Raw genomic sequence first — 23,007 nt, forward strand, 5'->3', positions numbered from 1 at the left:
ATGAGCAAACCCATCGTATTCAGCGGCGCACAGCCTTCAGGTGAACTGACCATCGGCAACTATATGGGTGCGCTGCGTCAGTGGGTTCAGATGCAGGACGACTATCACTGCGTTTACTGCATCGTGGATATGCATGCTATTACCGTCCGTCAGGATCCGGTGGCCCTGCGTAAAGCCTCACTGGATACGCTGGCGCTCTACCTGGCCTGCGGTATCGATCCGGCAAAAAGCACCATCTTCGTTCAGTCCCACGTGCCCGAGCACGCGCAGCTCGGCTGGGTGCTGAACTGCTACACCTATTTTGGTGAGCTGAGCCGCATGACCCAGTTCAAGGATAAGTCCGCACGCTACGAAGAGAACATCAACGCCGGGCTGTTTGACTATCCGGTGCTGATGGCGGCGGATATCCTGCTGTACCAGACCAACCAGGTGCCGGTGGGCGACGATCAGAAGCAGCACCTCGAGCTGAGTCGCGATATCGCTTCACGTTTCAACGCGCTGTACGGCGAGATCTTTAAGGTGCCGGAGCCGTTTATTCCTAAATCCGGCGCGCGCGTAATGTCGCTGCTGGAGCCGACCAAAAAGATGTCCAAATCTGACGACAACCGCAACAACGTGATTGGCCTGCTGGAAGATCCGAAGTCGGTGGTCAAGAAGATCAAACGTGCGATGACCGACGGCGACGAGCCGCCGGTGGTGCGTTACGACGTGAAAGAGAAACCGGGCGTTTCTAACCTGCTGGATATCCTCTCCGGCGTGACCGGCACTCCGGTAGCCGAGCTGGAAAAACAGTTTGAAGGCCAGATGTACGGCCACCTGAAGGGCGCGGTAGCGGACGCCGTTTCCGCGATGCTCAGCGAGCTGCAGGAGCGCTACCATCGTTACCGCAACGATGAAGCCTTCCTTGAGCAGGTGATGCGTGACGGAGCGGCCAAAGCCCGCGCCCGCGCGCAGGAGACGCTGAAGAAGGTATACGAAGCGATTGGCTTCGTTGCCCAGCCGTAAGCCTTACCCGCGGGCCGTCAGGCGGCCCGCTACTTCCTTCCACTTCTACCTCCACCTCCTCTGAACGTCCCTTGTACCCATAATCCGGACTTACGGCCCTTTGGCTATGTATGCAAAGCCTCTTTGTGCTGTTTCTGGCGCGGGAGATTGAATGTCCTTATTCTGATGTTATGATCCGCCCATAAGGATATGGGGTGACAGAATGGATCAGGAAGATTATGGCTTACGAACGTTGCTTGATATGCATGGCTACCAGTTCACGCTGGATAACGGCTACTGGTGGAAAATCGAGGCCTATGGCGTTGAGAAATCACGGTTCAGACCGCATGGTATCCGCTACAACCATCGCGTTTTCGGGATGGATAATGCACATGCGATCGATCCTCCCAAAAAAGGGGGGTTCCCTGCGCGTCTGGTGGTGTATGACCATCTGCACCGAAACTCAATCGATCCGGGTTATCCCTATTTCTTTCACTCTGCCGCTCAGCTTTTAGATGATTTTTTTGCCGCAGTAGATCGCGTTGTCAGTGAGGATAGAGGTAAATGATGAAAGCATTAATCGGTGTGATCCCTGAACAGATTCTGAGAAAGCGGATGCTGGCGATTGCCTCAGGCAAATATCAGCCGCTGCCGGATGAACCGAAAGTCTGGTTTGCTTCGGTGAACGCCATCGGGCAGATCCTCAGCAATGAAAATATCGCGCTGTTACGGCTGATGGCAGAGCGGCAGCCGCAAACGATCAGCGCGCTGGCCCGGCTGTCTGGCAGGCAGGTGAGCAATTTATCCGTCACGCTGAAAACGCTGAGCGGCTATGGTTTTGTACATCTGGAAAAGCGGGGAAATTCGATAAAACCGCGTGCGCTGTATACCGATTTTGAAATCCGCATCGACAGCGTCTGGATGAGCGATAACAGCGCCGCATAAAAAAGGCCGGAATCGCTTCCGGCCTTTTTTGTTTTAGTGGGAACCCATATGCCCGTGCTGCTTGTGCTTGCTGACGAAGCCGAGCAGCAGACACATGATGAACACCACGGCATACAGCCCGTTGGCGGTCGCCAGCGCCGCGTGTGCGCCGCCTTTCTCGACGATCGGGCCGGTGACCACGAAGGTCAGCATGGTACCGACGGTGCCGCAGGTCAGGATAAAGTTCACCAGCTTCGGCGAAGAGACCTTAGTCTGCAGCGAGCCGAGAGTGATGATGGTGGTGTAGATCGCGCTGGAGAAGAAGCCCAGGCAGATCATAATCCACTTCAGCATCGAGGCATCGCTGCTGGAGATAAACCAGTACATCAACCCAGTGGCCACCAGCGCCAGTACGGTGAGGATGCGCTGCGGATCGAAGAAGCGCAGAATGGCGCTGAACGCCCACATGCCGACCATATAGGCGGTCCAGAAGTTGCCCACCAGCGTACCGGCCTGGGTGATATCCATGCCCATCTCTTTGGTGGCATACTGCGGCACCCAGCCGATAAAGCCGAGCTGGCCAAGGATGTAGCACAGCGCCGCAATCGACAGGAAGCCAACGCCGATGCCCCACTTCTCTTTTTCCACCGGTTGTCCGCTGTGGCTCTTTTTACCCAGTACCGGGAATTCGAAGCACAGCGCGAGAATAAAGATCGCCACGTAGATTACGCCTATGCAGGCATATACCCAGTACCACGGCAGCGCACGCGCCAGCAGGGCGGCGGCGATAATCGGGAAGATGGTACCGGCCATGCTGAAGAACGAGTCGGTAAACAGCAGGCGGGACCCGCGCTGACGGCCCTGGTACATGTGGGTGATCAGGAAGGTACCGATCGACATGGTGATACCGCTGACGACGCCGAGCACAAACATGCACAGTGAGAACACGCTGAGGCTGTGGGTGGTCATCAGGCCGGCGATCGCCAGGATCATCAGCACGAAGCCAAACATCAGCTGGCGCTTCAGCGGTACGATCTCCATCAGCCAGGCGTTCAGGAACACGGCAAGCAGGATACCGGCGTTCAGGAAAGTAAAGGTGTTGCTCATCTGCGCTACCGGCAGATGGAACCAGGCAGCAATATTCTCCAGTACCATGCCGGTGACGATGACCACAGCACCCGTCAACGCGTAGGAGAAAAAGCTGATCCAGGTAAGCCCAATTCGATCGCGATTAGTCATAGTGGAAACCTGTTAGAAGGAAGTCAACGGGCAGGGCGCCCGGGGAGTTGCCGGGGAAGTTTAACGATATTCGTGATCTGCATAAATCTTTACTGAAACATTAATTTTCATATTTCATTCATAATGTGATCAGGATCACCGTTTGGTGCAATGCGATAACGTTTGCGCCGGCGGCCCGGCTGAGTAAATAAAGGTAAAACACTGGCGCGGCACCGGGTGCCTCTTTACAATCAGCTGTGCTTTTATGGCTTATCGCCCCCCGTAAGGAATCTTTCATGTTGAAACGTACTTTGACCGCCATGGCGGCCGTTCTCGCGCTCTCTACCCTCTCTGCTTCTGCGCTGGCCGCAAAAGGGGATGCGCACGTGCTGCTGACCACCTCAGCCGGCAACATTGAGCTGGAGCTGAACAACCAGAAAGCCCCGATTTCAGCAAAAAACTTTGTCGATTATGTGAACAGTGGATTTTATAACAACACCACTTTCCACCGCGTGATCCCGGGCTTTATGCTGCAGGGCGGTGGCTTTACCACGGATCTGCAGCAGAAGTCGACCAACGCGCCGATCAAGAATGAAGCGGATAACGGCCTGCTGAACAAGCGCGGCACCATTTCCATGGCGCGCACCGCAGAGAAGGACAGCGCCACCAGCCAGTTCTTCATTAACGTGGCGGATAACGCCTTCCTTGACCACGGCCAGCGCGATTTTGGTTACGCGGTGTTCGGCAAGGTGGTGAAAGGGATGGACGTTGCTGACAAGATTGCGCAGGTTCCGACTCAGAACGTCGGCCCGTACCAGAATGTACCGGTGACGCCGGTGGTGATCCTCTCCGCCAAAGTCCTGCCGTAACGCTCCCCGCGCGGCCCGTGTGGCAGGCCACGCCTGCTGCACCGGCCTCACTGTTCTGCCCGCCTCGGTGGAAACAGATCTGCAGCCCGGCCTAAAATCCGTAGAATAAGCGGCAACCCGTCGATCAGGATTTTTCATGCTGCTGCTTATTGATAACTACGACTCCTTTACCTGGAACCTTTACCAGTATTTCTGCGAGCTGGGCGCGGAGGTCTGCGTGCGCCGCAACGATGCGATCACTCTGGATGAAATCAGCCAGCTGGCACCGCGTCAGCTGGTGATCTCCCCCGGCCCCTGTACCCCGAACGAAGCCGGTATTTCGCTGGAGGCGATCCGCCACTTTGCCGGCCGGCTGCCGATCCTCGGCGTCTGCCTCGGGCATCAGGCGATTGCCCAGGCGTTTGGCGCACGGGTGGTGCGCGCGCGCCAGGTGATGCACGGCAAGACGTCGGCCATCGAACATAATGACGGCGGCGTGTTTGCCGGGCTGAATCATCCGCTTAACGTTACCCGTTACCATTCGCTGATCGTGGAAAACGGTACGCTGCCCGCTGAGTTTGAACTGACGGCCTGGACGCTGCGCGACGGTCAGCCCGATGAGATCATGGGTTTTCGCCACCGCACGCTGCCGCTGCAGGGGGTGCAGTTTCACCCGGAAAGTATTCTCAGCGAGCAGGGCCATCAGCTGCTGGAAAATTTTCTCAGAACCTGATTAACGGTTGCCTTTGTGTGATTTTTTATGCATATTTTATGACTATATTTTCATGTTAATTTAACGTTCAACGGGTGAGGTAGGGAATGGCGGCTGAAAAAATGGCGGTTACGCGGGCGACCTTTGATGAGGTGATTTTGCCTGTTTATGCACCTGCACAGTTTGTGCCGGTGAAAGGAAAAGGCAGCCGCGTCTGGGATCAGCAGGGAAAAGAGTACGTGGATTTTTCCGGTGGGATCGCGGTAACGGCGCTGGGGCACTGCCATCCGGCGCTGGTTGAGGCGCTGAAAACGCAGGGCGAGACCCTGTGGCACACCAGCAACGTATTTACCAACGAACCTGCGCTGCGCCTGGCTTCAAAGCTGATTGCCGCCACCTTCGCCGACCGCGTATTTTTTGCTAACTCCGGTGCGGAAGCAAACGAAGCCGCCTTTAAGCTGGCGCGCTACTACGCCAGCCAGCGTCACAGTCCGTTTAAAAGCAAGATTATTGCCTTCCACAACGCCTTCCACGGCCGCACGCTGTTTACCGTGTCGGTTGGCGGCCAGCCGAAGTATTCCGACGGCTTTGGCCCGAAACCGGCCGACATTATTCACGTGCCGTTTAACGATCTGGCCGCGGTGAAGGCGGTGATCGACGATCACACCTGCGCCATTGTGGTCGAGCCGATTCAGGGCGAGGGCGGGGTCACGCCGGCTACGCCGGAATTTATGCAGGGCCTGCGCCAGCTCTGTGACCAGCACAACGCGCTGCTGGTGCTGGACGAGGTGCAGAGCGGTATGGGCCGCAGCGGCAAGCTGTTCGCTTATGAGCACTACGGCGTGCAGCCGGACATTATCACCACCGCGAAAGCGCTGGGCGGCGGCTTCCCGGTCAGCGCGATGCTGACCACCAATGAGATCGCCTCGGTGATGGCTCCGGGCGTGCACGGCACGACCTACGGCGGCAACCCGCTGGCCTGTGCGGTCGCCGAAGCGGCGCTGGATATCATCAATACCCCTGAGGTGCTGGACGGCGTGGCCGAGCGCCGTCAGCTGTTTGTCGAGGCGCTGCAGGCGCTGGATGCCCGCCTGGACCTGTTCAGCGAGATCCGCGGCAAGGGCCTGTTAATCGGCGCGGCGCTGAAGCCACAGCACGCCGGCAAAGCGCGTGACATCCTTACCGCCTCGGCGGCGGAAGGGGTAATGGTGCTGGTTGCAGGGACTGACGTGATCCGCTTTGCTCCGTCGCTGGTGATTGAGCCTGCCGACATTGCCGAAGGTATGGCACGCTTCGCGGCGGCGGTGGAAAAGGTGCTGGCGTAAGCCTCACCGACTTTACACGCTGACTGGCTGACTGGCTGACTGGCTGACTGGCTGACTGGCTGACTGGCTGACTGGCTGACTGGCTGAACGATCGTGTGGCGTGCTGGCGGGCGGGCACTTAGCATGGCGCCAACGGCAGCGGCGACAGCGACGGATGCCGGTGGGTAACGGTGATGCTGAGGGCGGGAGCGATCCCGCCCTCAGTTTTTTTTGCCCAGACGGCGGCGCAGCCAGCCGCCGTGGTGCGGGCGCTGGCTCCATGTCAGCGACGAGATAGTGTGCATTATGCTGAGGTGGCTGAGGATGCGCTTAACGTGGCGTTCGACCACGGTGGTTGGCCCGCCGTGGAGCGCCTCAGGCGCTTCCAGCACGTTGCTCTCCGATCCCGGTCCGTCATACTCCAGCCGCTGCTGACAGCGCTGCAGGGCAATCTCACAGGACTGCAGATAGCGCTCCGCAAGCGATCGGGTCAGCATGGTATGTTCGCGCGCCAGGATGGTAATGGCGTTGATATGTTCGACGATAAACTGGCTGTGGGTCACCCACAGCTTCATGTCGGAGAGATAGCGTGAGTTAAAGCCCGGCTCCTGCATCGCCTGGTTCAGCGAGTTAAACAGCGCGTTGTGCGCCTGGTTGACGCGCATGCGCTGATACGCCAGCTTGCCGGCATCCTGCTCGTCGCCCAGTAACAGCCGCAAAGCCTCCTGGTCCGCCTCCAGCGCGTCGTGCGCGTTCTGCCGCAGCAGGCCGTTCTGCCACTGTGGCCACAGCCAGATCATGCCGCCAAAGGCGATCAGGCAGCCCATCAGCGTATCCATCAGCCGCGGCAGCAGAAAATCGGCACCGTTCAGCGACAGCAGTTGCAGCGTCCATACCGTGGTCACCGTAAAGCCGACCGTGGCCCAGCCGTAGAACGGGCGGATAATCAGGTAGCTCACCAGCGTAATCGCCAGCATCAGCAGCAGCACCACCGACTCCGGCGCGTGCAGGCGCAGGGTGAGTGCCGCCACCGCCAGCCCGGCCAGCGTGCCCAGCGCACGGTGTTGAATGCGTACCCGGGTAGCGCTGTAACCGTTGAGGCTAACGAACATCACCGTCATCAGCACCCAGTAAGGTTTGGGCAGGTTAAAGAACAGCGCCAGCGTACTGGCAAAGGTCAGCATCACCGCATAACGGGCGGCGGTGCGCAGCGCGGTGGACTTCAGCGACAGGTAGCTTTTCAGCGCCGGGATCAGCGGCAGGCGGCGCTGGCGGTCGGCCATCAGGTCGCGGCGGTAGAGCGGCTGCTGGGTGCGCAGCAGGCGGGCGATACGGCTGAAGTGGTAATAACAGAAGTTGCCGACCGGATTGTCAGGATGCTGGCGGGCGATCTTCTCCAGCGCCTGTAGCTGTTTTTCCATGCCAAAGCGCGCCGACAAACGATGGTAGAGGATATCATCCGCCAGCGTGCGCAGCCGCGCGGCAATAATCCGGGCGTTCCAGCGGATCACCGCCTCTGCATGGCTCTGTTCGACCAGCTTTTGCACCTCCTGCGGCTGATGCAGGCTGACGGCGATATGCTCCTGCAGATCCAGCGCCACCTGAAAGGCGCGCGTCAGCCGCCGGTAGTGCTGATCGCGGCCGGCGGAGAGCATATGCATCTGCTGATAGCAGGTATTAATCAGGTCGACCGCCTTCTGCTGACGAATCAGCAGCGGCGGCAGCGCGGTATCGGGGTCGGTCAGGCGGGTCAGCAGGGTATATTTGGCTTCGCAGTAACCCGCCAGTTCACGGTAAAGCAGGCTCAGGGTTTCCCGCAGCGGCTGCTCTTTCCACAGCCAGAACCAGAAGCCGTTAAACAGTCCGTACCACAGGGTGCCGCAGATAAACAGCAGCGGCGGCTGCCAGACAGGCACCCGGCCTGCCAGGCTTAAGGTAAAGATGGCGGCGATCAGCGACGCGGGCAGCAGGCGGCCGTGCAGCGGGCTGATTTCACCCAGCACGCCAAGCACCATCGTCATCAGCAGCAGGATCAGCGGCAGCGGCACGCCCTGTGCCCCGGCATACTGGATCAGAAAACTGCAGCCGGCAAACAGCGAGCCGCCGACGATCAGGCGTTTAAAGAAGCGTTTATGCAGGGTATCAAGGCCGGCGTTGTTGCAGCAGGCGGGGACTAAAGAGAACAGCAGACCCTGTTGCAGGGCTCCGAACAGCCAGCCAGTCGCCACCGGCAAACAGAGCACCAGCGTTTGCCGCAGGGCGTAGTTGACCTCAGGGTGATAGATGAGTCTACGCCACATGCACCGTACCCATAAAAAAGGCGCGACAGAAGCCTGTCGCGCCGCAGGATTAAGATCGGTTAACGGGTGCCGTAAACGACAATGGTTTTGCCGTGTGCGGAGATCAGATTCTGATCTTCCAGCATTTTCAGGATACGGCCCACGGTTTCACGGGAACAGCCGACGATCTGGCCGATCTCCTGACGGGTGATTTTGATCTGCATGCCATCCGGGTGGGTCATGGCATCGGGCTGTTTGGCCAGATTGAGCAGGGTCTGGGCAATACGGCCGGTGACGTCGAGGAAGGCGAGGTTGCCGACCTTTTCAGACGTCACCTGCAGACGACGCGCCATCTGCGAGGAGAGACGCATCAGAATATCCGGGTTAACCTGAATCAGCTGACGGAATTTTTTGTAGGAAATTTCAGCCACTTCACAGGCCGCTTTCGCGCGCACCCAGGCGCTGCGCTCCTGCCCCTCTTCAAACAGGCCCAGTTCGCCAATAAAGTCGCCCTGGTTCAGGTAGGAGAGGATCATCTCTTTGCCTTCTTCATCCTTGATCAGCACCGCTACCGCGCCTTTGACGATGTAGTAGAGGGTTTCTGCCTTTTCACCCTGATGGATCAGCGTGCTTTTGGATGGATATTTGTGAATATGGCAATGTGACAGGAACCATTCGAGAGTCGGGTCTGTTTGCGGTTTGCCGAGAACCATTCGCTGTTATCCTCTGTTTTGTCATCGAGCCCAAAAACAGGGGCTGCTCTCCCTGCCAGGCGTTGAAATAGTCAAGCGTTTCCCTGAGGGAAAATGATACGGGTCTCTGTTCAGAGCATGGCTCGCGTAGGGGGCCCGTTTTTACCGTGCATGATGGTGACAGTAAATATTACAGCTTTGTTTGTAGCACAGCTTTACATAACTGTCTTGTGTTGTATCGCTTCAGCATAGCGGGAAAAGGGAGGGCGTGCTGTTTTTGCCGGTAGAACAGCGCCACGCGTCACGCCCGCTGGCTTTCTCAAGTATTTTCAACAGCTGCTGCGCGCTGGCGGTCAGCGGCGAGTGGCTGGAGCAGACCGCGCCATACCGCAGCGCGGGCAGCGTGCCGATCGGCAGCTGCACCAGGCTGTGCGACCAGCGGCTCACCACCGGTTCCGGTAACAGCATCAGGTATCCCGCACGCTCGACCAGTTCGATGGCGGACAGTAACGAACTGGTGCGCAATGCCGGCTGCGGCAGCGCCTGAAAAAAGCGTTTCAGCTCATCATTTAACGATGACAGCGTGGCGCTCTCATCTTCTGCCAGCAGCCATTTTTGCTCGCTCAGCTGGGTTAACGCCCGCGCCCGCCGCGCCGGATGATTTTTGCTGGCGACCACGCACAGCGGCACCTGAAAGAGCGGGGTGATCACCAGCCGCTCCTGCTTAAGATCGGCGGGAACCGGCCCGGCGGCAAAGTCGATCTCGCCGCTGTTCAGCAGCGGCAGCAGGCTGCGCATCAGGCCCTCTTTGACGCTTAGCCGGGCCTGCGGGTGGCGCAGGCGAAATTTTTCGACCACCTCCGCCAGCATCGTTGAGCCCACCAGGCTGCAAACTCCCACCGCCACCTGCCCCTGCTGAGGATGCTGGGCGGAGTAGATTTCATCCCCCGCCCGCTGCAGCTCCTGCAGGATAAAGCGGTTGCGTACCGCGAACAGCTGGCCGCTGGGCGTCAGGGTGATCCCGCCAGGGCCGCGCAGAAACAGCGCCGTTTGCAGCGTATTTTCCAGTTCCTTCAGCGCCCGGCTGATGGCCGGCTGTGACTGTGCCAGCGTGCGGGCCGCCGAGCGGATACTGCCCTGACGCACGACTTCTTCAAACACCCGCAGCTGCTGCATTTTAGGTAGATAGCGCATCCCGTTCTCCTTCACTGATGCCAGAAACGTATCAGGGCAACGAAAATTTCATCTTACCTGACTGATGTAAATCCCTGATGGTGTTGTGGACATGTTAAATCATTGTGCTTGTTTCGTTGTGATGTTGCTCACAGCGCGGGACAGAGACTGACGGACGTAATTGATTGATTCCTTTTCAGTTAATTAGGAGAAACAGCAATGGATAGACGCGCACGCCTGGGAATGATCCTGATGTTATTTGCCGGCTATACCCTGATTTATATCGATAAAACCGTGATGGGCTTTGCGCTTCTGCCGATACGCGCAGAGTTTAACTTCACCCCGCAGCAGGTCGGCCTGATCCCGGGCTTATTTTTTTTCTCCTACACCCTGTTTCAGATCCCCGCCGGCTGGTTAAACGACCGGCTGGGCTACCGGGCGATGCTGGTGATGTCGCTGGCGCTGGTGGGCGTATGTGCCCTGCTGTTTGGCTGGTGGGGGCTGGGCCTTGGCTGGCTGATCCTGTTTCGCATGCTGGCCGGCATCGGTCACTCCGGTTATCCCAGCGCCAGCGCGAAAACGGTGACCATGACCTTCGATCTGCAGCATCGTACCTTTGTACAGTCGCTACTGCTCTCCTCCTCAGGAATGGCGATGGTAATCGGGCCGCTGCTGGCAATCTGGGCGCTGCGGGTGATGCGCTGGCAGCAGATGTATATGGTGTTTGCCGCGCTTTTTCTGCTGGTGGCGCTGCTGATGCTGGTGCTACTGCCAAAACACGGACAGCAGCAACAGGAGGTGGCCGCCCCGTCGCAGGGTAGCTGGCGGCTGATGTTCCGTCATCCGCTCATCTGGCAGCTGATTATCGCTAACGTCTGCGTCAATCTTCCCGCCTACAGCCTGATGGCCTGGCTACCCAGTTTTCTGGTCAAAGAGCATGGCCTGTCGATGGCCGTTACCGGTGAGATCATCTCTATCGGCGGTATTGGTGCCTGGGCGTCGTCGATTATCGGCGGCTGGCTGGTGGGGCGCTATGGCTCCGGTCGCGAGCCGCTGGTGATCCTTTGCACCGCGCTGGTTGCGGCCTGTGGCCTGCTCGGCATCTATTTTTCCACCTCGCTGCTGGCGACGATTGTCATTCTGATGATCACCAATGGTGCCACCTTCTGCACCTTTGTCTTTACCTTTACGCTGCCGTTGAAACGTTTCGAACCGCGCATTATGGGCACCACGGTGGGCTTTCTTAACGCCTGCGGTGTGGCCGGTGGGTTTATTGGCCCGATCGTCATCGGGTATCTGGTCGCGGCCAGCGGAGGGGACTACTTCACCAGCTTCCTGTTTATGATGGTCGCGATCGTGATTGCCGGGCTGGCGCTGCTGCCCGGCAGCCGGCGGCCGCTTATCTCACCGCAACATCAGGAGTCACTATGAACGCTGCAGTTGCTTCACTGATTGAGGATATCACACCGCAGGTGGTCGCCTGGCGGCGGCATATTCATGCTAACCCCCATCTCTCCTTTTACGAGCAGGAGACGGCCGACTACGTGGCCGCGGAGCTGGCGAAGATGGGGCCATTGGCCCTGACGCGGTTGACGCCGAACAGCGTGCTGGCGGAGCTGACCGGCGCGCGCAGCGGCCCGTGTATTGCGCTGCGCGCGGATATGGACGCCCTGCCGATCCATGAGCTGAACGATGAGCCGTTTACCTCACGCCATCCGGGGGTGATGCACGCCTGCGGACACGACGCGCACACCGCGATGCTGTTGGGCGCGGCCAAAGTGCTGTGCCAGCTGCGCTCGCAGATTGCCGGACGCGTGCGCTTCGTTTTCCAGCATGCCGAGGAGGTACCGCCCGGCGGAGCGCAGGAGCTGGTGGAACTGGGGGCGATGCGGGACGTACAGACGATCTTCGGCCTGCACGTGATGCCCGGTTTTCCCACCGGCACCGTCGGTTTTACCGAAGGGGTGTTCAGCGCCGCCAGCGACAACTTTGATCTGATCCTGCAGGGCACCGGCGCGCACGCGGCGATGCCGGATAAAAGCTGCGATCCGATCGTGATGGGGGCGGGGGTGGTGCACGCGCTGCAGCAGGTGGTGTCGCGGCGGCTGAACCCGAACGACCGCGCGGTGCTGACCGTGGCCAGCTTTCTTGCCGACGGTGGCTACAACGTGATCCCGGACAGCGCGCACCTCAGGGGTACGCTGCGCACGCTCAGCCGCGAGGCGCGCGAAGAGATCCCTAAGATGATGGAGCAGATGCTGGAGGGCCTGACCCGGGCCTCTGGCGGCAGCTACCAGCTGAACTGGACGCGCGGCTACGTCACCGGCGTTAACCACCGCGACGCCTGCCAGATCGCCGCAGAGAATGTCCGAGCCCAGCTGGGCGAGCAGGCGTTGAAAATTCTGCCGCACCCGATGTTCGGCTGTGAAGACTTTTCGGCCTACCAGCAGGTGGTGCCCGGCTGCTTCCTGTTTGTCGGTTCGGGTAACGAGGCAATCGGGGCCTGCTGGAATCTGCATAACCCCCACTTCCGCCTTGATGAGGCGGTGCTGCCGCTGGGCGTGAAGCTGCATATCGGGTTTATCCAGCGGCTGCTGATGGACGGGCGCAGCTGACGGCCACCGTCCGACCGGCGGGCTCAGACGATTTTTTTACCTTCGATCAGCCGTTGCACCAGCGGTGCCATGATCAGCTCCATCGCCAGGCCCATCTTACCGCCGGGCACGACCAGGGTTTTCATATGCGAGATAAAGGAGCCCTGCAGCATGGCGAGCAGATACGGGAAGTCGATATCCTCCAGACCCTGGAAATGGATCACCACAAAACTCTCGTCGAGCGAGGGAATGCCGCGGGCGGCGAAGGGGTTGGAGGTATCCACCGTCGGCACCCGCTGGAAGTTGAGGTGGGTGCGCGAGAACTGTGGCGTAATAAAGTTGATGTAGTCCTCCATCGAGCGCACCACCGAATCCATCACCGCCTCGCGCGAGTGGCCGCGCTCGCTGGTGTCACGTACCAGCTTCTGGATCCATTCGAGGTTGACGATCGGCACCACGCCCACCAGCAAGTCAACGTGGTCTGCCACGCTGTGCTGTGGCGTTACCACGCCGCCGTGCAGCCCCTCATAGAACAGCACGTCGGTCGGTTCCGGCAGCGGCTGCCACGGGGTGAAGGTGCCCGGCACCTGGTTCCACGGCACCGCTTCATCATAGGTGTGCAGATACTTGCGTGACTGGCCCTTACCGCTGCGGCCATACCCGGCGAAGGTCTGCTCCAGCAGGCCGAAATCGTTAGCCTCCGGCCCGAAATAGCTGACGTGTTTCCCCATGTCACGTGCCTTACGGATGGCCATATCCATCTCCGGGCGGGTAAAACGGTGAAAACTGTCGCCTTCCACCTCGGCCGCGCGCAGATTAAGCTGCTGGAATATTTTCCTGAACGCCAGGCTGGTGGTGGTGGTTCCTGCCCCGCTGGAGCCGGTGACGGCGATAACCGGATGTTTGGCTGACATGACGGACAACTCCCTTAAACTTCGAACCGAGGCTGCATTGGTATCACGTTTGGCGCGGTAAAGTCACCAGGGCTGCGTGCGCCGCCGGGCCCGGCCAGCGCGTTATCGTCACTCCCTGAACTGGCCGCGCGGCATGATATTGACGGTTTCATGCAGTTCAGACCACATCAGCACTACCTCGCCGCTGACCAGCTGGCGCCGCACGTCGTCCACCTTCTCGGCCAGCGTGCGCTCCTGCTCGCCATAGTCGGTACCTTCGCGCAGCACAAAGGCTTCCAGCAGGCTATCAAGGGTTTCAGGGTTAAGATCGCGCCAGGGAATAATCATCGTTGCTCCAGCCAGGGGGTAAGCCACTGTGGAATGCGCTGCTCCAGCCACATCTGTGGCTGACGCAGGGTTCCACCTACAAATCCGACATGCCCGCCGTGCTGCGTCAGCTGATATTCAACGCAGGCCGGCAGCAGTGCGGGGTCGGGGATCACTTCAGGGGTCATAAAAGGGTCGTCGCTGGCGTGCACGATCAGCAGCGGTTTACGCACGCCGGGCAGCAGCGGCAGGGCGCTGCAGCGGCGATAGTAGTCGGTGGCATCGGCAAAGCCGTGAGCGCGGGCGGTGATCGCATCATCAAAGTCGCGCAGCTGGCGCAGGGCCGCCAGCTGTTGCAGATCGACCGGCAGCGTACCGGGCCACGCCAGCAGCTTGCGGCGGGCGTTCTGCTTCAGCAGGTTCAGCAGATAGCGCTGGTAGACGCGGGAAAATCCCTGCTCCAGCCGCCGGCTGCAGGGCTCCAGCATCAGCGGCGCAGAGACCACCACCCCGGCGTCCAGCAGGCACGCGTCCCCCTGTTTTCCCATCAGGCAGGCCAGCATATTGCCGCCGAGGGAGATGCCGACCGCGGCGGTCGGTACGTCGCCCCACGTCTCACGCAGCCACCGCAGGAAGAAGCTGGCATCTTCCGTTTCGCCGGAATGATAGATGCGGTTCAGGCGATTCGGCGTACCGCTGCAGCCGCGAAAATGCATCACCACACCCAGCCAGCCGCGCGCCTGCCATGCCTGCATCAGGCCGTGGGCATAGGGGCTGTTGAAACTACCCTCCAGGCCGTGGAACAGCACCACGCGCGGTTTGTGGCGCGCCTGCGCCGGGTCTTCGCTCCAGGCCAGATCGACAAAATCGCCGTCCGGCAGGGTCAGGCGCTGCCAGTGGGGGCGCAGGGCAATGCGGCGGCGCAGCAGGCGCGGCAGAATCGTCTGCAGGTGCGGATTGGCCGCGCCCGGCAACGGGTGAAAAGCCTCGCCGGGGCGGGGGGCGAAATTTATAACGTCCGGGCTTGTTGAATCCATGGCTCGCTGTTAGCTTCATCGGGTTAACGATCGGTAGTGGGTGAGAGGCGCCCGTTGTATGGAACTGAGTCTGTTTTTATCTATGTTAGGCTTTCTTTGGGTCGCTGCCATCACGCCGGGCCCTAATAATATGTTACTCACCGCTTCCGGTGCCAGGTTTGGTTTGCTGCGTTCGCTGATGCTGCTGGTGGGCATCATGATCGGTATGCAGCTGATGCTGCTGATGGTGGCCTTTGGCGTTGGTGGCCTGATCCTGCTCTATCCCGCGCTGCATCTGCTGCTGAAAATTGCCGGTAGCCTCTACCTGCTGTGGCTGGCGTGGAAAATTGGCAGCGCCGGGTATGAAGAGCTGAACACCGATGCCGCCCCGGCCACGCCGATGCCGTTCTGGCAGGGCGGGCTGCTGCAGCTGATCAACCCGAAAGCCTGGCTGATGGCGCTGGGCGCGGTAGCCAGCTTCAGCCTGGCGGGGGAGGCCTATCTGCACTCGGTGCTGGCGATCAGTTTCGGCATGGCGCTGGTGAATCTGGTCTCAGGGATTATCTGGATCGGCTTCGGGGCGCTGATCGGCCGCATTCTGCGCAGCCGTCGGGCGTGGCGCCTGTTCAACGTGGCGATGGGGCTGCTCACCGCCGCCTGTGTGCTGCTGATCTGGCGCTGAGGGCTGGGGGCTGGTCACCTGTCACTCCGGCTACTGGCTCAGGGAGCCTGTCCACTCCGTCAAGACGCAAAAAGCGTCATCCGTGACAGCCCGGCACGGCAACTCCCTGTGCCGTGACGCTTTACTCCCTGTACAGGCTCCCATCGCCTCAGATTCGGTGTCGTCTGCCGGGTGCGGACTGAAACAGCGACATCAGCACTTTCGGACAGACCCGATACGCCGGGCACCTGAATCCACAGCGACCAGCCTGAACGTAATGAGGCCGTACACGGTTTATAACACCGGCTAATCCCGCTTTTTTGCATTGAATTGCTGTCTTTTTTCTAAGCAGATTTCGGTATAACAGAGAATTTTTAATTACTTTATTACGATAGTGCCGCCCGGTTACAAAGGAGGGGTTCACCCATAACAATAATTTTCGGAGCGGGCTATGGCGGGTAAATTTTCACTTTCAATTTTAGCAGCGGCACTATCGCTGACGGCACTCAGCGTTCAGGCGGTGGATGTCACCATCGCTTATCAGACCTCAGCAGAACCGGCCAAAGTGGCGCAGGCCGACGGCACGTTTGCCAAAGAGAGCGGGGCAAAGGTCGACTGGCGTAAGTTTGACAGCGGCGCCAGCGTGGTGCGCGCGCTGGCCTCCGGCGACGTGCAGATCGGCAATATCGGCTCCAGCCCGCTGGCGGTAGCCGCCAGCCAGGGCGTGCCGATCGAGGTGTTCCTGCTGGCGTCCCAGCTCGGCAACTCCGAGGCGCTGGTGGTCAAAAAGAGCATTAAGGACCCGAAAGATCTTATCGGTAAGCGCATCGCGGTGCCGTTTATCTCCACCACCCATTACAGCCTGCTGGCCTCGCTGAAACACTGGGGCATCAAGCCGGGCCAGGTGCAGATCGTGAATCTGCAGCCGCCGGCGATTATTGCGGCCTGGCAGCGCGGCGATATCGACGGTGCTTACGTCTGGTCACCGGCGGTGAATCAGCTGGAGAAGGATGGCAACGTGCTAACCGACTCGGCGCAGGTGGGCAAATGGGGTTCCCCAACGCTCGACGTCTGGGTAGTGCGCAAGGACTTCGCCGAGAAGCATCCTGAGGTGGTCACCGCCTTCGCCCGCAGCGCGCTGGCCCCGCAGAAAGCCTATATCGATAACCCGGATGCGTGGCTGAAGCAGGACGACAACCTTGAGAAGCTGGCGCGCCTGAGCGGCGTGCCGAAAGAGGACGTGCCGGTGCTGGTGAAGGGTAATACCTACCTGACCGCGCAGCAGCAGATCGAACAGCTCAACGGCCCGGTGAACAAAGCGATTGTCGATACCGCCGGCTTCCTGAAAGAGCAGGGCAAGGTGCCACAGGCGGGCAGCGATTACAGCAGCTTCGTTACCGACCGCTTTATCCAGCCGCTGACTAAATAACCGGAGGTTGCCGATGCTTGCCGTTTCTCATCTTCACGCCAGCTATCAGGGCAAGCCTGCGCTGCAGGATATAAATCTGTCGATCGGCAACGGCGAGCTGGTGGTGGTGCTGGGGCCTTCCGGCTGTGGCAAAACCACGCTGCTCAACCTGATTGCCGGGTTCCTGCCGGCCGACAGCGGCAGCATCACGCTGGACGGCCAGCCGGTACGCGGGCCGGGTGCCGACCGCGGCGTGGTGTTCCAGAATGAAGGGCTTCTGCCGTGGCGCAACGTGCTGGACAACGTCGCCTTCGGCTTACAGCTGGCGGGCGTGGAGAAGACGGAACGCCATGCGGTGGCGCGACGTGTGCTGAAAAAGGTCGGGCTGGAGGGCGCGGAGAAGCGCTGGATCTGGCAGCTTTCCGGCGGCATGCGTCAGCGGGTGGGCATCGCCCGCGCGCTGGCGGCCGATCCGCGGCTGTTGCTGCTGGATGAACCCTTTGGCGCGCTGGATGCGTTTACCCGTGAACAGATGCAGGAGCTGCTGCTGACCCTGTGGCGCGACAGCGGCAAGCAGATCCTGTTAATTACCCACGATATTGAAGAAGCGGTATTTCTGGCCAGTGAGCTGGTGCTGTTGTCGCCAGGCCCCGGCCGGGTGGCGGAGCGGCTGGCGCTGGATTTCGGCCGCCGCTACGCTGCCGGTGAAAGCTGCCGGGCGATCAAATCCGATCCGGCGTTTATCGAACGCCGTGAATATGTGCTCAGCCGGGTGTTCCATCAGCGCGAGGTGTTTATATGAGTTCCCTGACCAGTGAAAAAGTGGCACCGCGCCGTCGTTTGCGCCTGCGCTGGCCGCTGAATCGCCAGCTGACGCTGAGCCTCTCTACCCTGACGGTGCTGGTGGCAGTGTGGTGGGCGATTACCGCCCTGCAGCTGATTGGCCCGCTGTTCTTACCGCCGCCGCAGCAGGTGCTGCAGAAGCTGTTAACCATTGCCAGCCCGGCAGGCTTTATGGACGCCACGCTGTGGCAGCATCTGGGGGCCAGCCTGACGCGTATTCTGATTGCCCTGCTGGCCGCAGTGGCAATTGGCGTGCCGGTGGGCATTTTTATGGGCCTGAACGAGACCGTGCGCGGTATTCTCGACCCGCTGATTGAGCTGTACCGTCCGGTGCCGCCGCTGGCCTATCTGCCGCTGATGGTGATCTGGTTCGGTATTGGCGAAACCTCGAAAATATTACTGATCTATCTGGCGATCTTCGCGCCGGTGGCGATGTCCGCCGTGGCCGGGGTGAAAAGCGCCCAGCAGGTGCGGCTGCGCGCCGCACGTTCCCTGGGTGCCAGCCGCTGGCAGGTGCTGTGGTATGTGGTGCTGCCCGGCGCGCTGCCGGAAATTCTTACCGGTTTACGCATCGGGCTGGGCGTCGGCTGGTCAACGCTGGTGGCCGCCGAGCTGATCGCCGCCACCCGTGGTCTTGGTTTTATGGTGCAGTCGGCGGGGGAGTTCCTGGCCACTGATGTGGTGCTGGCCGGTATTACGGTAATCGCCTTAATTGCTTTTGCGCTGGAGCTGGGGCTGCGCGCCCTGCAGCGTCGTTTAACCCCCTGGCATGGAGTACAGCAATGAACGAACGTATTAAAATTGAAGCGCTGGGGCCTTATATCGGCGCGCTGGTGAGCAATGTCGATCTGACCCGCCCGCTGAGCGACGGCCAGTTTGAGCAGCTCTATCACGCGCTGATCCGCCATCAGGTGCTGTTCCTGCGCGACCAGCATGTGACGCCGCAGCAGCAGCGCCAGCTGGCGCTGCGCTTCGGTGATTTGCATATCCACCCGGTCTACCCGCATGCGCCGGGCGTGGAAGAGATTATCGTGCTGGATACCCACGACAATAATCCGCCGGACAACGACAACTGGCATACCGACGTGACCTTTATTGAAACGCCGCCGGCCGGGGCGATCCTTGCCGCCAAACAGCTGCCGGAAACCGGCGGCGATACGCTGTGGGCCAGCGGTATCGCGGCGTTTGATGCGCTGTCTGAGCCGCTGCAAACCCTGCTCAGCGGCCTGCTGGCCGAGCACGATTTCCGTAAGGCGTTTCAGGAGTATAAATATCGCGGCAGCGAAGAGGAGCATCAGCGCTGGCAGCAGGCGGTGGCGAAGAACCCGCCGGTGGTGCATCCGGCGATCCGTACCCACCCGGTGAGCGGCAGAAAGGCGCTGTTCGTCAACGAAGGTTTTACCACGCGGCTGGTGGGCGTGAAGGAGAAGGAGAGTGACGCGCTGCTGAACTTCCTGTTCGCACACATCACCAAACCGGACTTCCAGGTGCGCTGGCGCTGGCAGGTGGGCGACGTGGCGATCTGGGATAACCGGGTGACGCAGCACTATGCCAATGCGGACTATCTGCCGGCGCGCAGGATCATGCACCGGGCCACCATCCTCGGCGACAAACCCTTCTAAAACCGTCCGTACCGGGCTGCGACCGCGTTGCTGCGGCCCTTCGCGATGCTCACATACTGATGTATGCTCCGCTCGCTCAGCGCCTTGCGCCTTGTCTCGCTCCGGTACGATCGGTTTTTTCACTTGCCGTCCGTACCGGGCTGCGACGGCGTCGCTGCGGTGCGATCACTCCTCACTCATCAGGTTGCGCGAGAAATGATGAATGTCGGCGCCAGGCTTAAGGCGGTAAAGCTTCGCCTTACGGGCACCGGTAGCGACGCTCTCGCCGGTTTCTTCAAACATCTCTGAGGCGTCAAAGCGACGGATCAGGCTTTTACGCTGCACCGGGCGGGCGAGGATCGTCTCAGTGACCTCCTGTAACTGGGTCAGGGTAAAGGCGGCGGGCAGGCAGTACACCGGCAGCAGGGAGTAGAGCGTTTTCTGCCGCAGCCGCTGCAGCGCGTCGGCAACGATCTGCTGGTGGTCAAAGGCGATGTCGCTGCGCTGTGCCAGCCCGGCCACCGGCTGCCACCGTGCATCGCTGACGTCGTTACTGCCGGCAGAACAGGCTTCGGCGGCGATCAGCGCGTACCACGCCGTGGTCAGGCTCCAGCCGCGCGGGTCTCGGTCGGGCCCCGAGTAGGTGGCCAGCTGCTCGAGCCACGGCGGATTGACGCCGGTCTTTTCCCGCAGCTTGCGCAGCGCGGTGTCGCGCGTGGATCCATCCTGCAGCAGGTCGATAAATCCCCCCGGTAACCCCCAGAGGCCGCGCTGCGGATGCCTGGCGCGCTGTACCAGCAGCACGCACAGCTGCTGCTGCCAGAGGCTGAACAGCACGCTGTCGACGGTGACGATTGGGGACGGATAGCGTGAAGCGTCGTACTGCGCCAGATACTCGTGTTCTGATGACATAGCATTACCTGCAGGAAGTGTCGCTCGGACACATTACCAGCGGCGGAGTTATCATTCAATCTTTCCACCCGCGCTGAAAACTTTATCACTTTTAAAATCAATTAGTTAAACATAATTTTTGTGCCGGTGTGATATTTCGCTTGTCAATTAATGTCTCTTGGACAATTATATAAATGTCCCTGTGACATTAATTGAGTTGAAGGAGTCGGTGATGATGAAACTGCAGTTAACGCTTGATGGTCAGGATGTGGCGCTGGAAAGCGGACGTTTTCCAGACGGTGCGGTCTGGGAGCGCGTCAGCGGGCCGCTGGATCCACAGGCGGAAAGCCTGACGCTGCGTGCCAGCGCGATGCAGACCCTCGATGACCTGATGCGGGTCGCCCAGGTGCTCGACGCGGTACGTCAGCGCTGCCTGCTGCGTCAGACCCGGCTTGAGCTGCCGTGGCTGCCCTACGCCCGACAGGACCGCACAATGCGTGACGGCGACAGTTTCGCCCTCAGGGTGTTTGCCGGTTTTCTCAATCAGCTGCGCTTTGATCGGGTGGTGGTGCTGGATCCGCACAGCGACGTGGCTGCCGCCGTGGTTGACCGTATGGTCACCATTCCCCAGCACCGCTGCCTGATCCACAGCCGTTCGCTGCTGGCCGCCCTTGAGCAGGGCATGATGCTGATTGCCCCGGACGCCGGCGCGCTGAAAAAGGTGCATGCGCTGGCGCAACAGGTGAAGGCAGCTGAGTACGGCATTCTCGGCAAGCATCGTGATATCGCCAGCGGTGCGCTGAGCGGTTTTGAACTGCTGAAAGGTGACGTGGCGGGCAGGGACGTGCTGATTGCCGACGACCTGTGCGATGCCGGTGGCACCTTTATCGGATCGGCGGCGGTATTGCGGGCCGCCGGCGCGCGCTCGGTCAGCCTGTACGTTACCCACGGTCTGTTCAGTAAAGGCGTTGAGCACCTGCTGAGCCAGGGCATTGACCGCATCTGGACCACCACCTCGCTGGGCGGCGCTGAACCGGCGCAGGAAGGCGTTGAACGCATTGATATCGCGACCATTTACCGCAGTGAAGGAGCAAACCATGCAAATTAATCCGATTCTGGCTATCGATGGTTACAAAACCTCGCACCGTGAGCAGTACCCGCAGGGGACAAACCGGGTTTATTCCAACTTTACGCCGCGCGGTAAGCGCTATTTTCAGTCGCCGCTGGCGGATGAGTCGCTGGTGTTCTTTGGTCTGCAGGGATTTTTGCAGTGGTTTATGGTCGACCTGTTTAACCAGCAGTTCTTCGCCCAGCCGGAAGAGCAGGTGGTGGGGGAGTATCAGCAACTGATGGACAGCTACCTCGGGGAGAACAGCGTCAGCGTTGAGCACATCCGTGCGCTGCACCGCCTTGGCTATCTGCCGCTGGAGATCAAAAGCCTGGACGAAGGCAGCAAAGTGCCGATGAAGGTGCCGGTGCTGACCCTTACCAATACCCTGGGCGAGTTCTTCTGGCTGGTGAATTACCTCGAGAGCGTGATGTCGGCCGAGCTGTGGAAATCCTCCACCACCGCCACCGTCGCGCACCACTATCGCCAGATCTGCCAGCGCTGGGCCGAACGCACCTGTGACGACGTGGCGCACCTTGATTTTCAGTGCCATGACTTTTCGTTCCGCGGCATGTCCGGGGTGCACGATGCGGCACAGTCCGGCGTCGGCCATCTGCTGAGCTTTACCGGCACCGACAGCCTGCCGTCGATTCTCTATGCCCAGCGCTACTACCGTCCGGCGGCAGGCACCTTTATCGGCGGCAGCATCCCTGCCACCGAGCACAGCGTAATGTGCATGGGCGAGGAGCAGGGCGAGATCGCCACTTTCCGTCGCCTGCTGACCGAGCTCTATCCGCGCGGGCTGGTTTCGATCGTGTCCGATACCTGGGACTACTGGAAGGTGCTGACCGGGTACAGCCGTGAGCTTAAACCGGAAATCATGGCGCGTGAGGGGCGGCTGGTGTTCCGCCCGGACAGCGGTGACCCGGTCGAAATACTGTGCGGCAGCGGCGACGACCAGGATCGCGACCCTGCGCGCAGCGCGCAGCAGAAAGGCTCGGTGGAGGTGCTGTGGGAGATCTTTGGCGGCACGGTCAATGCCAGAGGCTATAAGGTGCTCGACCCGCACGTCGGCCTGATTTACGGCGATTCGATTACGCTGGAACGGGCGAACGAGATCCTCAGCCGGCTGGAGGCAAAAGGCTTCGCCAGCAGCAACGTGGTGTTCGGCGTCGGCTCATATACCTACCAGTACCACACGCGTGATACCTTCGGCTTCGCGATGAAAGCAACCTATGGGGAAGTGAACGGCGTGGGGCGGGAGATCTTTAAACAGCCGAAAACCGATAATGGCCTGAAAAACTCCGCGCGTGGCCTGCTGCGGGTAGAGAAAGACCGGCAAGGGAACTATCGTCTGCTGGATGGCCAGAGCTGGCAGCAGGAACAGGGGGGAGAGCTGAAAACCCGCTTCCTGAACGGTAAACTGCTCAACGTTGAGGATCTGACCACGCTGCGCCAGCGGCTGGCGGCGGAATTAAGGCGGGAACGCTGAGCGGGGCGGCACAACGATGCGCCCCGGCGATCGGAGCGG

At 60.2% G+C, this 23,007-nt stretch carries 23 protein-coding genes; 15 read left to right on the plus strand and 8 right to left on the minus strand.

Features of this window, described 5'->3' with window-relative positions; genetic code table 11:
* The 3 genes from trpS to GKQ23_RS02910 all read left to right on the plus strand — a co-directional run bounded on the left by trpS (window position 1) and on the right by GKQ23_RS02910 (window position 1,929).
* Window positions 1-1,005 (plus strand): tryptophan--tRNA ligase, encoded by a 1,005-nt coding sequence (gene trpS / locus GKQ23_RS02900; protein WP_056232522.1) that lies wholly within the window; start codon window positions 1-3, stop codon window positions 1,003-1,005.
* Window positions 1,006-1,207: 202 nt separating this feature from the next.
* Window positions 1,208-1,552, plus strand: coding sequence for a hypothetical protein (locus tag GKQ23_RS02905; protein ID WP_212409735.1), 345 nt, complete (start codon window positions 1,208-1,210; stop codon window positions 1,550-1,552).
* The gene (locus tag GKQ23_RS02910; protein ID WP_212409736.1) at window positions 1,549-1,929 is read left to right on the plus strand and encodes a transcriptional regulator; all 381 of its coding nucleotides are present in this window, start codon (window positions 1,549-1,551) and stop codon (window positions 1,927-1,929) included. Before GKQ23_RS02905 ends, GKQ23_RS02910 begins: the two co-directional genes overlap by 4 nt.
* A 33-nt stretch (window positions 1,930-1,962) precedes the next feature.
* On the opposite strand, the gene tsgA is transcribed toward GKQ23_RS02910, so the two are convergent.
* Window positions 1,963-3,147 (minus strand): MFS transporter TsgA, encoded by a 1,185-nt coding sequence (tsgA, locus tag GKQ23_RS02915; RefSeq protein WP_056232518.1) that lies wholly within the window; start codon window positions 3,145-3,147, stop codon window positions 1,963-1,965.
* A gap of 275 nt (window positions 3,148-3,422) precedes the next feature.
* On the opposite strand from tsgA, the gene ppiA reads away from it, so the two are divergent.
* The 3 genes from ppiA (at window position 3,423) to GKQ23_RS02930 (ending at window position 6,011) form a co-directional block, all read left to right on the plus strand.
* Complete coding sequence (ppiA, locus tag GKQ23_RS02920; protein WP_056232516.1) at window positions 3,423-3,995, plus strand: peptidylprolyl isomerase A; 573 nt, start codon at window positions 3,423-3,425, stop codon at window positions 3,993-3,995.
* Between the two features lie 136 nt (window positions 3,996-4,131).
* Complete coding sequence (locus GKQ23_RS02925; protein ID WP_056232514.1) at window positions 4,132-4,707, plus strand: aminodeoxychorismate synthase component II; 576 nt, start codon at window positions 4,132-4,134, stop codon at window positions 4,705-4,707.
* Window positions 4,708-4,793: 86 nt separating this feature from the next.
* Window positions 4,794-6,011 (plus strand): aspartate aminotransferase family protein, encoded by a 1,218-nt coding sequence (locus GKQ23_RS02930; protein ID WP_056232513.1) that lies wholly within the window; start codon window positions 4,794-4,796, stop codon window positions 6,009-6,011.
* 200 nt (window positions 6,012-6,211) lie between these two features.
* Here the strand turns inward: GKQ23_RS02930 and GKQ23_RS02935 are convergent, their stop codons facing one another.
* The 3 genes from GKQ23_RS02935 to GKQ23_RS02945 form a co-directional block, all read right to left on the minus strand.
* Complete coding sequence (locus GKQ23_RS02935; protein WP_212409737.1) at window positions 6,212-8,290, minus strand: YccS/YhfK family putative transporter; 2,079 nt, start codon at window positions 8,288-8,290, stop codon at window positions 6,212-6,214.
* 59 nt (window positions 8,291-8,349) lie between these two features.
* The gene (gene crp, locus GKQ23_RS02940; protein ID WP_024966547.1) at window positions 8,350-8,982 is read right to left on the minus strand and encodes a cAMP-activated global transcriptional regulator CRP; all 633 of its coding nucleotides are present in this window, start codon (window positions 8,980-8,982) and stop codon (window positions 8,350-8,352) included.
* A 222-nt stretch (window positions 8,983-9,204) separates the two neighbouring features.
* Entirely contained in the window at window positions 9,205-10,155 is a 951-nt protein-coding gene (locus tag GKQ23_RS02945) for a LysR substrate-binding domain-containing protein (protein ID WP_212409738.1), read from the minus strand.
* A gap of 198 nt (window positions 10,156-10,353) precedes the next feature.
* Here GKQ23_RS02945 and GKQ23_RS02950 point away from each other — a divergent pair, with 198 nt between their 5' ends.
* Window positions 10,354-11,565, plus strand: coding sequence for an MFS transporter (locus GKQ23_RS02950; RefSeq protein ID WP_212409739.1), 1,212 nt, complete (start codon window positions 10,354-10,356; stop codon window positions 11,563-11,565).
* The gene (locus tag GKQ23_RS02955) at window positions 11,562-12,749 is read left to right on the plus strand and encodes an amidohydrolase (protein ID WP_212409740.1); all 1,188 of its coding nucleotides are present in this window, start codon (window positions 11,562-11,564) and stop codon (window positions 12,747-12,749) included. The genes GKQ23_RS02950 and GKQ23_RS02955 overlap by 4 nt, the downstream gene beginning before the upstream one ends.
* Window positions 12,750-12,772: 23 nt before the next feature.
* On the opposite strand, the gene GKQ23_RS02960 is transcribed toward GKQ23_RS02955, so the two are convergent.
* The 3 genes from GKQ23_RS02960 to GKQ23_RS02970 all read right to left on the minus strand — a co-directional run bounded on the left by GKQ23_RS02960 (window position 12,773) and on the right by GKQ23_RS02970 (window position 14,985).
* Window positions 12,773-13,642, minus strand: a complete 870-nt coding sequence (locus tag GKQ23_RS02960) for a phosphoribulokinase (protein WP_056232503.1) — start codon at window positions 13,640-13,642, stop codon at window positions 12,773-12,775.
* Between the two features lie 108 nt (window positions 13,643-13,750).
* On the minus strand, window positions 13,751-13,969 hold the full coding sequence (locus tag GKQ23_RS02965; RefSeq protein ID WP_056232501.1) for a YheU family protein: 219 nt from the start codon (window positions 13,967-13,969) through the stop codon (window positions 13,751-13,753).
* A complete protein-coding gene (locus GKQ23_RS02970) occupies window positions 13,966-14,985 on the minus strand; it encodes a hydrolase (RefSeq protein ID WP_212409741.1) in 1,020 nt (339 codons plus the stop codon). The genes GKQ23_RS02965 and GKQ23_RS02970 overlap by 4 nt, the downstream gene beginning before the upstream one ends.
* Before the next feature lie 58 nt (window positions 14,986-15,043).
* Between GKQ23_RS02970 and GKQ23_RS02975 the strand changes: the two genes are divergently transcribed.
* From GKQ23_RS02975 to tauD, 5 genes are all read left to right on the plus strand, one after another.
* Window positions 15,044-15,646, plus strand: a complete 603-nt coding sequence (locus tag GKQ23_RS02975; RefSeq protein WP_056232497.1) for a LysE family translocator — start codon at window positions 15,044-15,046, stop codon at window positions 15,644-15,646.
* Between the two features lie 430 nt (window positions 15,647-16,076).
* The gene (gene tauA, locus GKQ23_RS02980) at window positions 16,077-17,054 is read left to right on the plus strand and encodes a taurine ABC transporter substrate-binding protein (protein WP_056232495.1); all 978 of its coding nucleotides are present in this window, start codon (window positions 16,077-16,079) and stop codon (window positions 17,052-17,054) included.
* Between the two features lie 13 nt (window positions 17,055-17,067).
* Window positions 17,068-17,835 (plus strand): taurine ABC transporter ATP-binding subunit, encoded by a 768-nt coding sequence (tauB, locus tag GKQ23_RS02985; RefSeq protein WP_212409742.1) that lies wholly within the window; start codon window positions 17,068-17,070, stop codon window positions 17,833-17,835.
* On the plus strand, window positions 17,832-18,662 hold the full coding sequence (tauC, locus tag GKQ23_RS02990; RefSeq protein WP_212409743.1) for a taurine ABC transporter permease TauC: 831 nt from the start codon (window positions 17,832-17,834) through the stop codon (window positions 18,660-18,662). Before tauB ends, tauC begins: the two co-directional genes overlap by 4 nt.
* Window positions 18,659-19,498, plus strand: coding sequence for a taurine dioxygenase (tauD, locus tag GKQ23_RS02995; RefSeq protein ID WP_056232491.1), 840 nt, complete (start codon window positions 18,659-18,661; stop codon window positions 19,496-19,498). The genes tauC and tauD overlap by 4 nt, the downstream gene beginning before the upstream one ends.
* Window positions 19,499-19,663: 165 nt before the next feature.
* On the opposite strand, the gene GKQ23_RS03000 is transcribed toward tauD, so the two are convergent.
* Window positions 19,664-20,389, minus strand: a complete 726-nt coding sequence (locus tag GKQ23_RS03000; protein ID WP_212409744.1) for an NUDIX domain-containing protein — start codon at window positions 20,387-20,389, stop codon at window positions 19,664-19,666.
* A gap of 211 nt (window positions 20,390-20,600) precedes the next feature.
* Here GKQ23_RS03000 and prs point away from each other — a divergent pair, with 211 nt between their 5' ends.
* The gene (prs, locus tag GKQ23_RS03005; protein WP_212409745.1) at window positions 20,601-21,476 is read left to right on the plus strand and encodes a ribose-phosphate diphosphokinase; all 876 of its coding nucleotides are present in this window, start codon (window positions 20,601-20,603) and stop codon (window positions 21,474-21,476) included.
* Complete coding sequence (locus GKQ23_RS03010) at window positions 21,466-22,968, plus strand: nicotinate phosphoribosyltransferase (RefSeq protein ID WP_101505935.1); 1,503 nt, start codon at window positions 21,466-21,468, stop codon at window positions 22,966-22,968. Before prs ends, GKQ23_RS03010 begins: the two co-directional genes overlap by 11 nt.
* Window positions 22,969-23,007: the final 39 nt, after the last annotated feature.

Origin of the sequence: Erwinia sp. E602 (genome assembly GCF_018141005.1) — a bacterium.
Classification (GTDB): Bacteria; Pseudomonadota; Gammaproteobacteria; order Enterobacterales; family Enterobacteriaceae; genus Erwinia.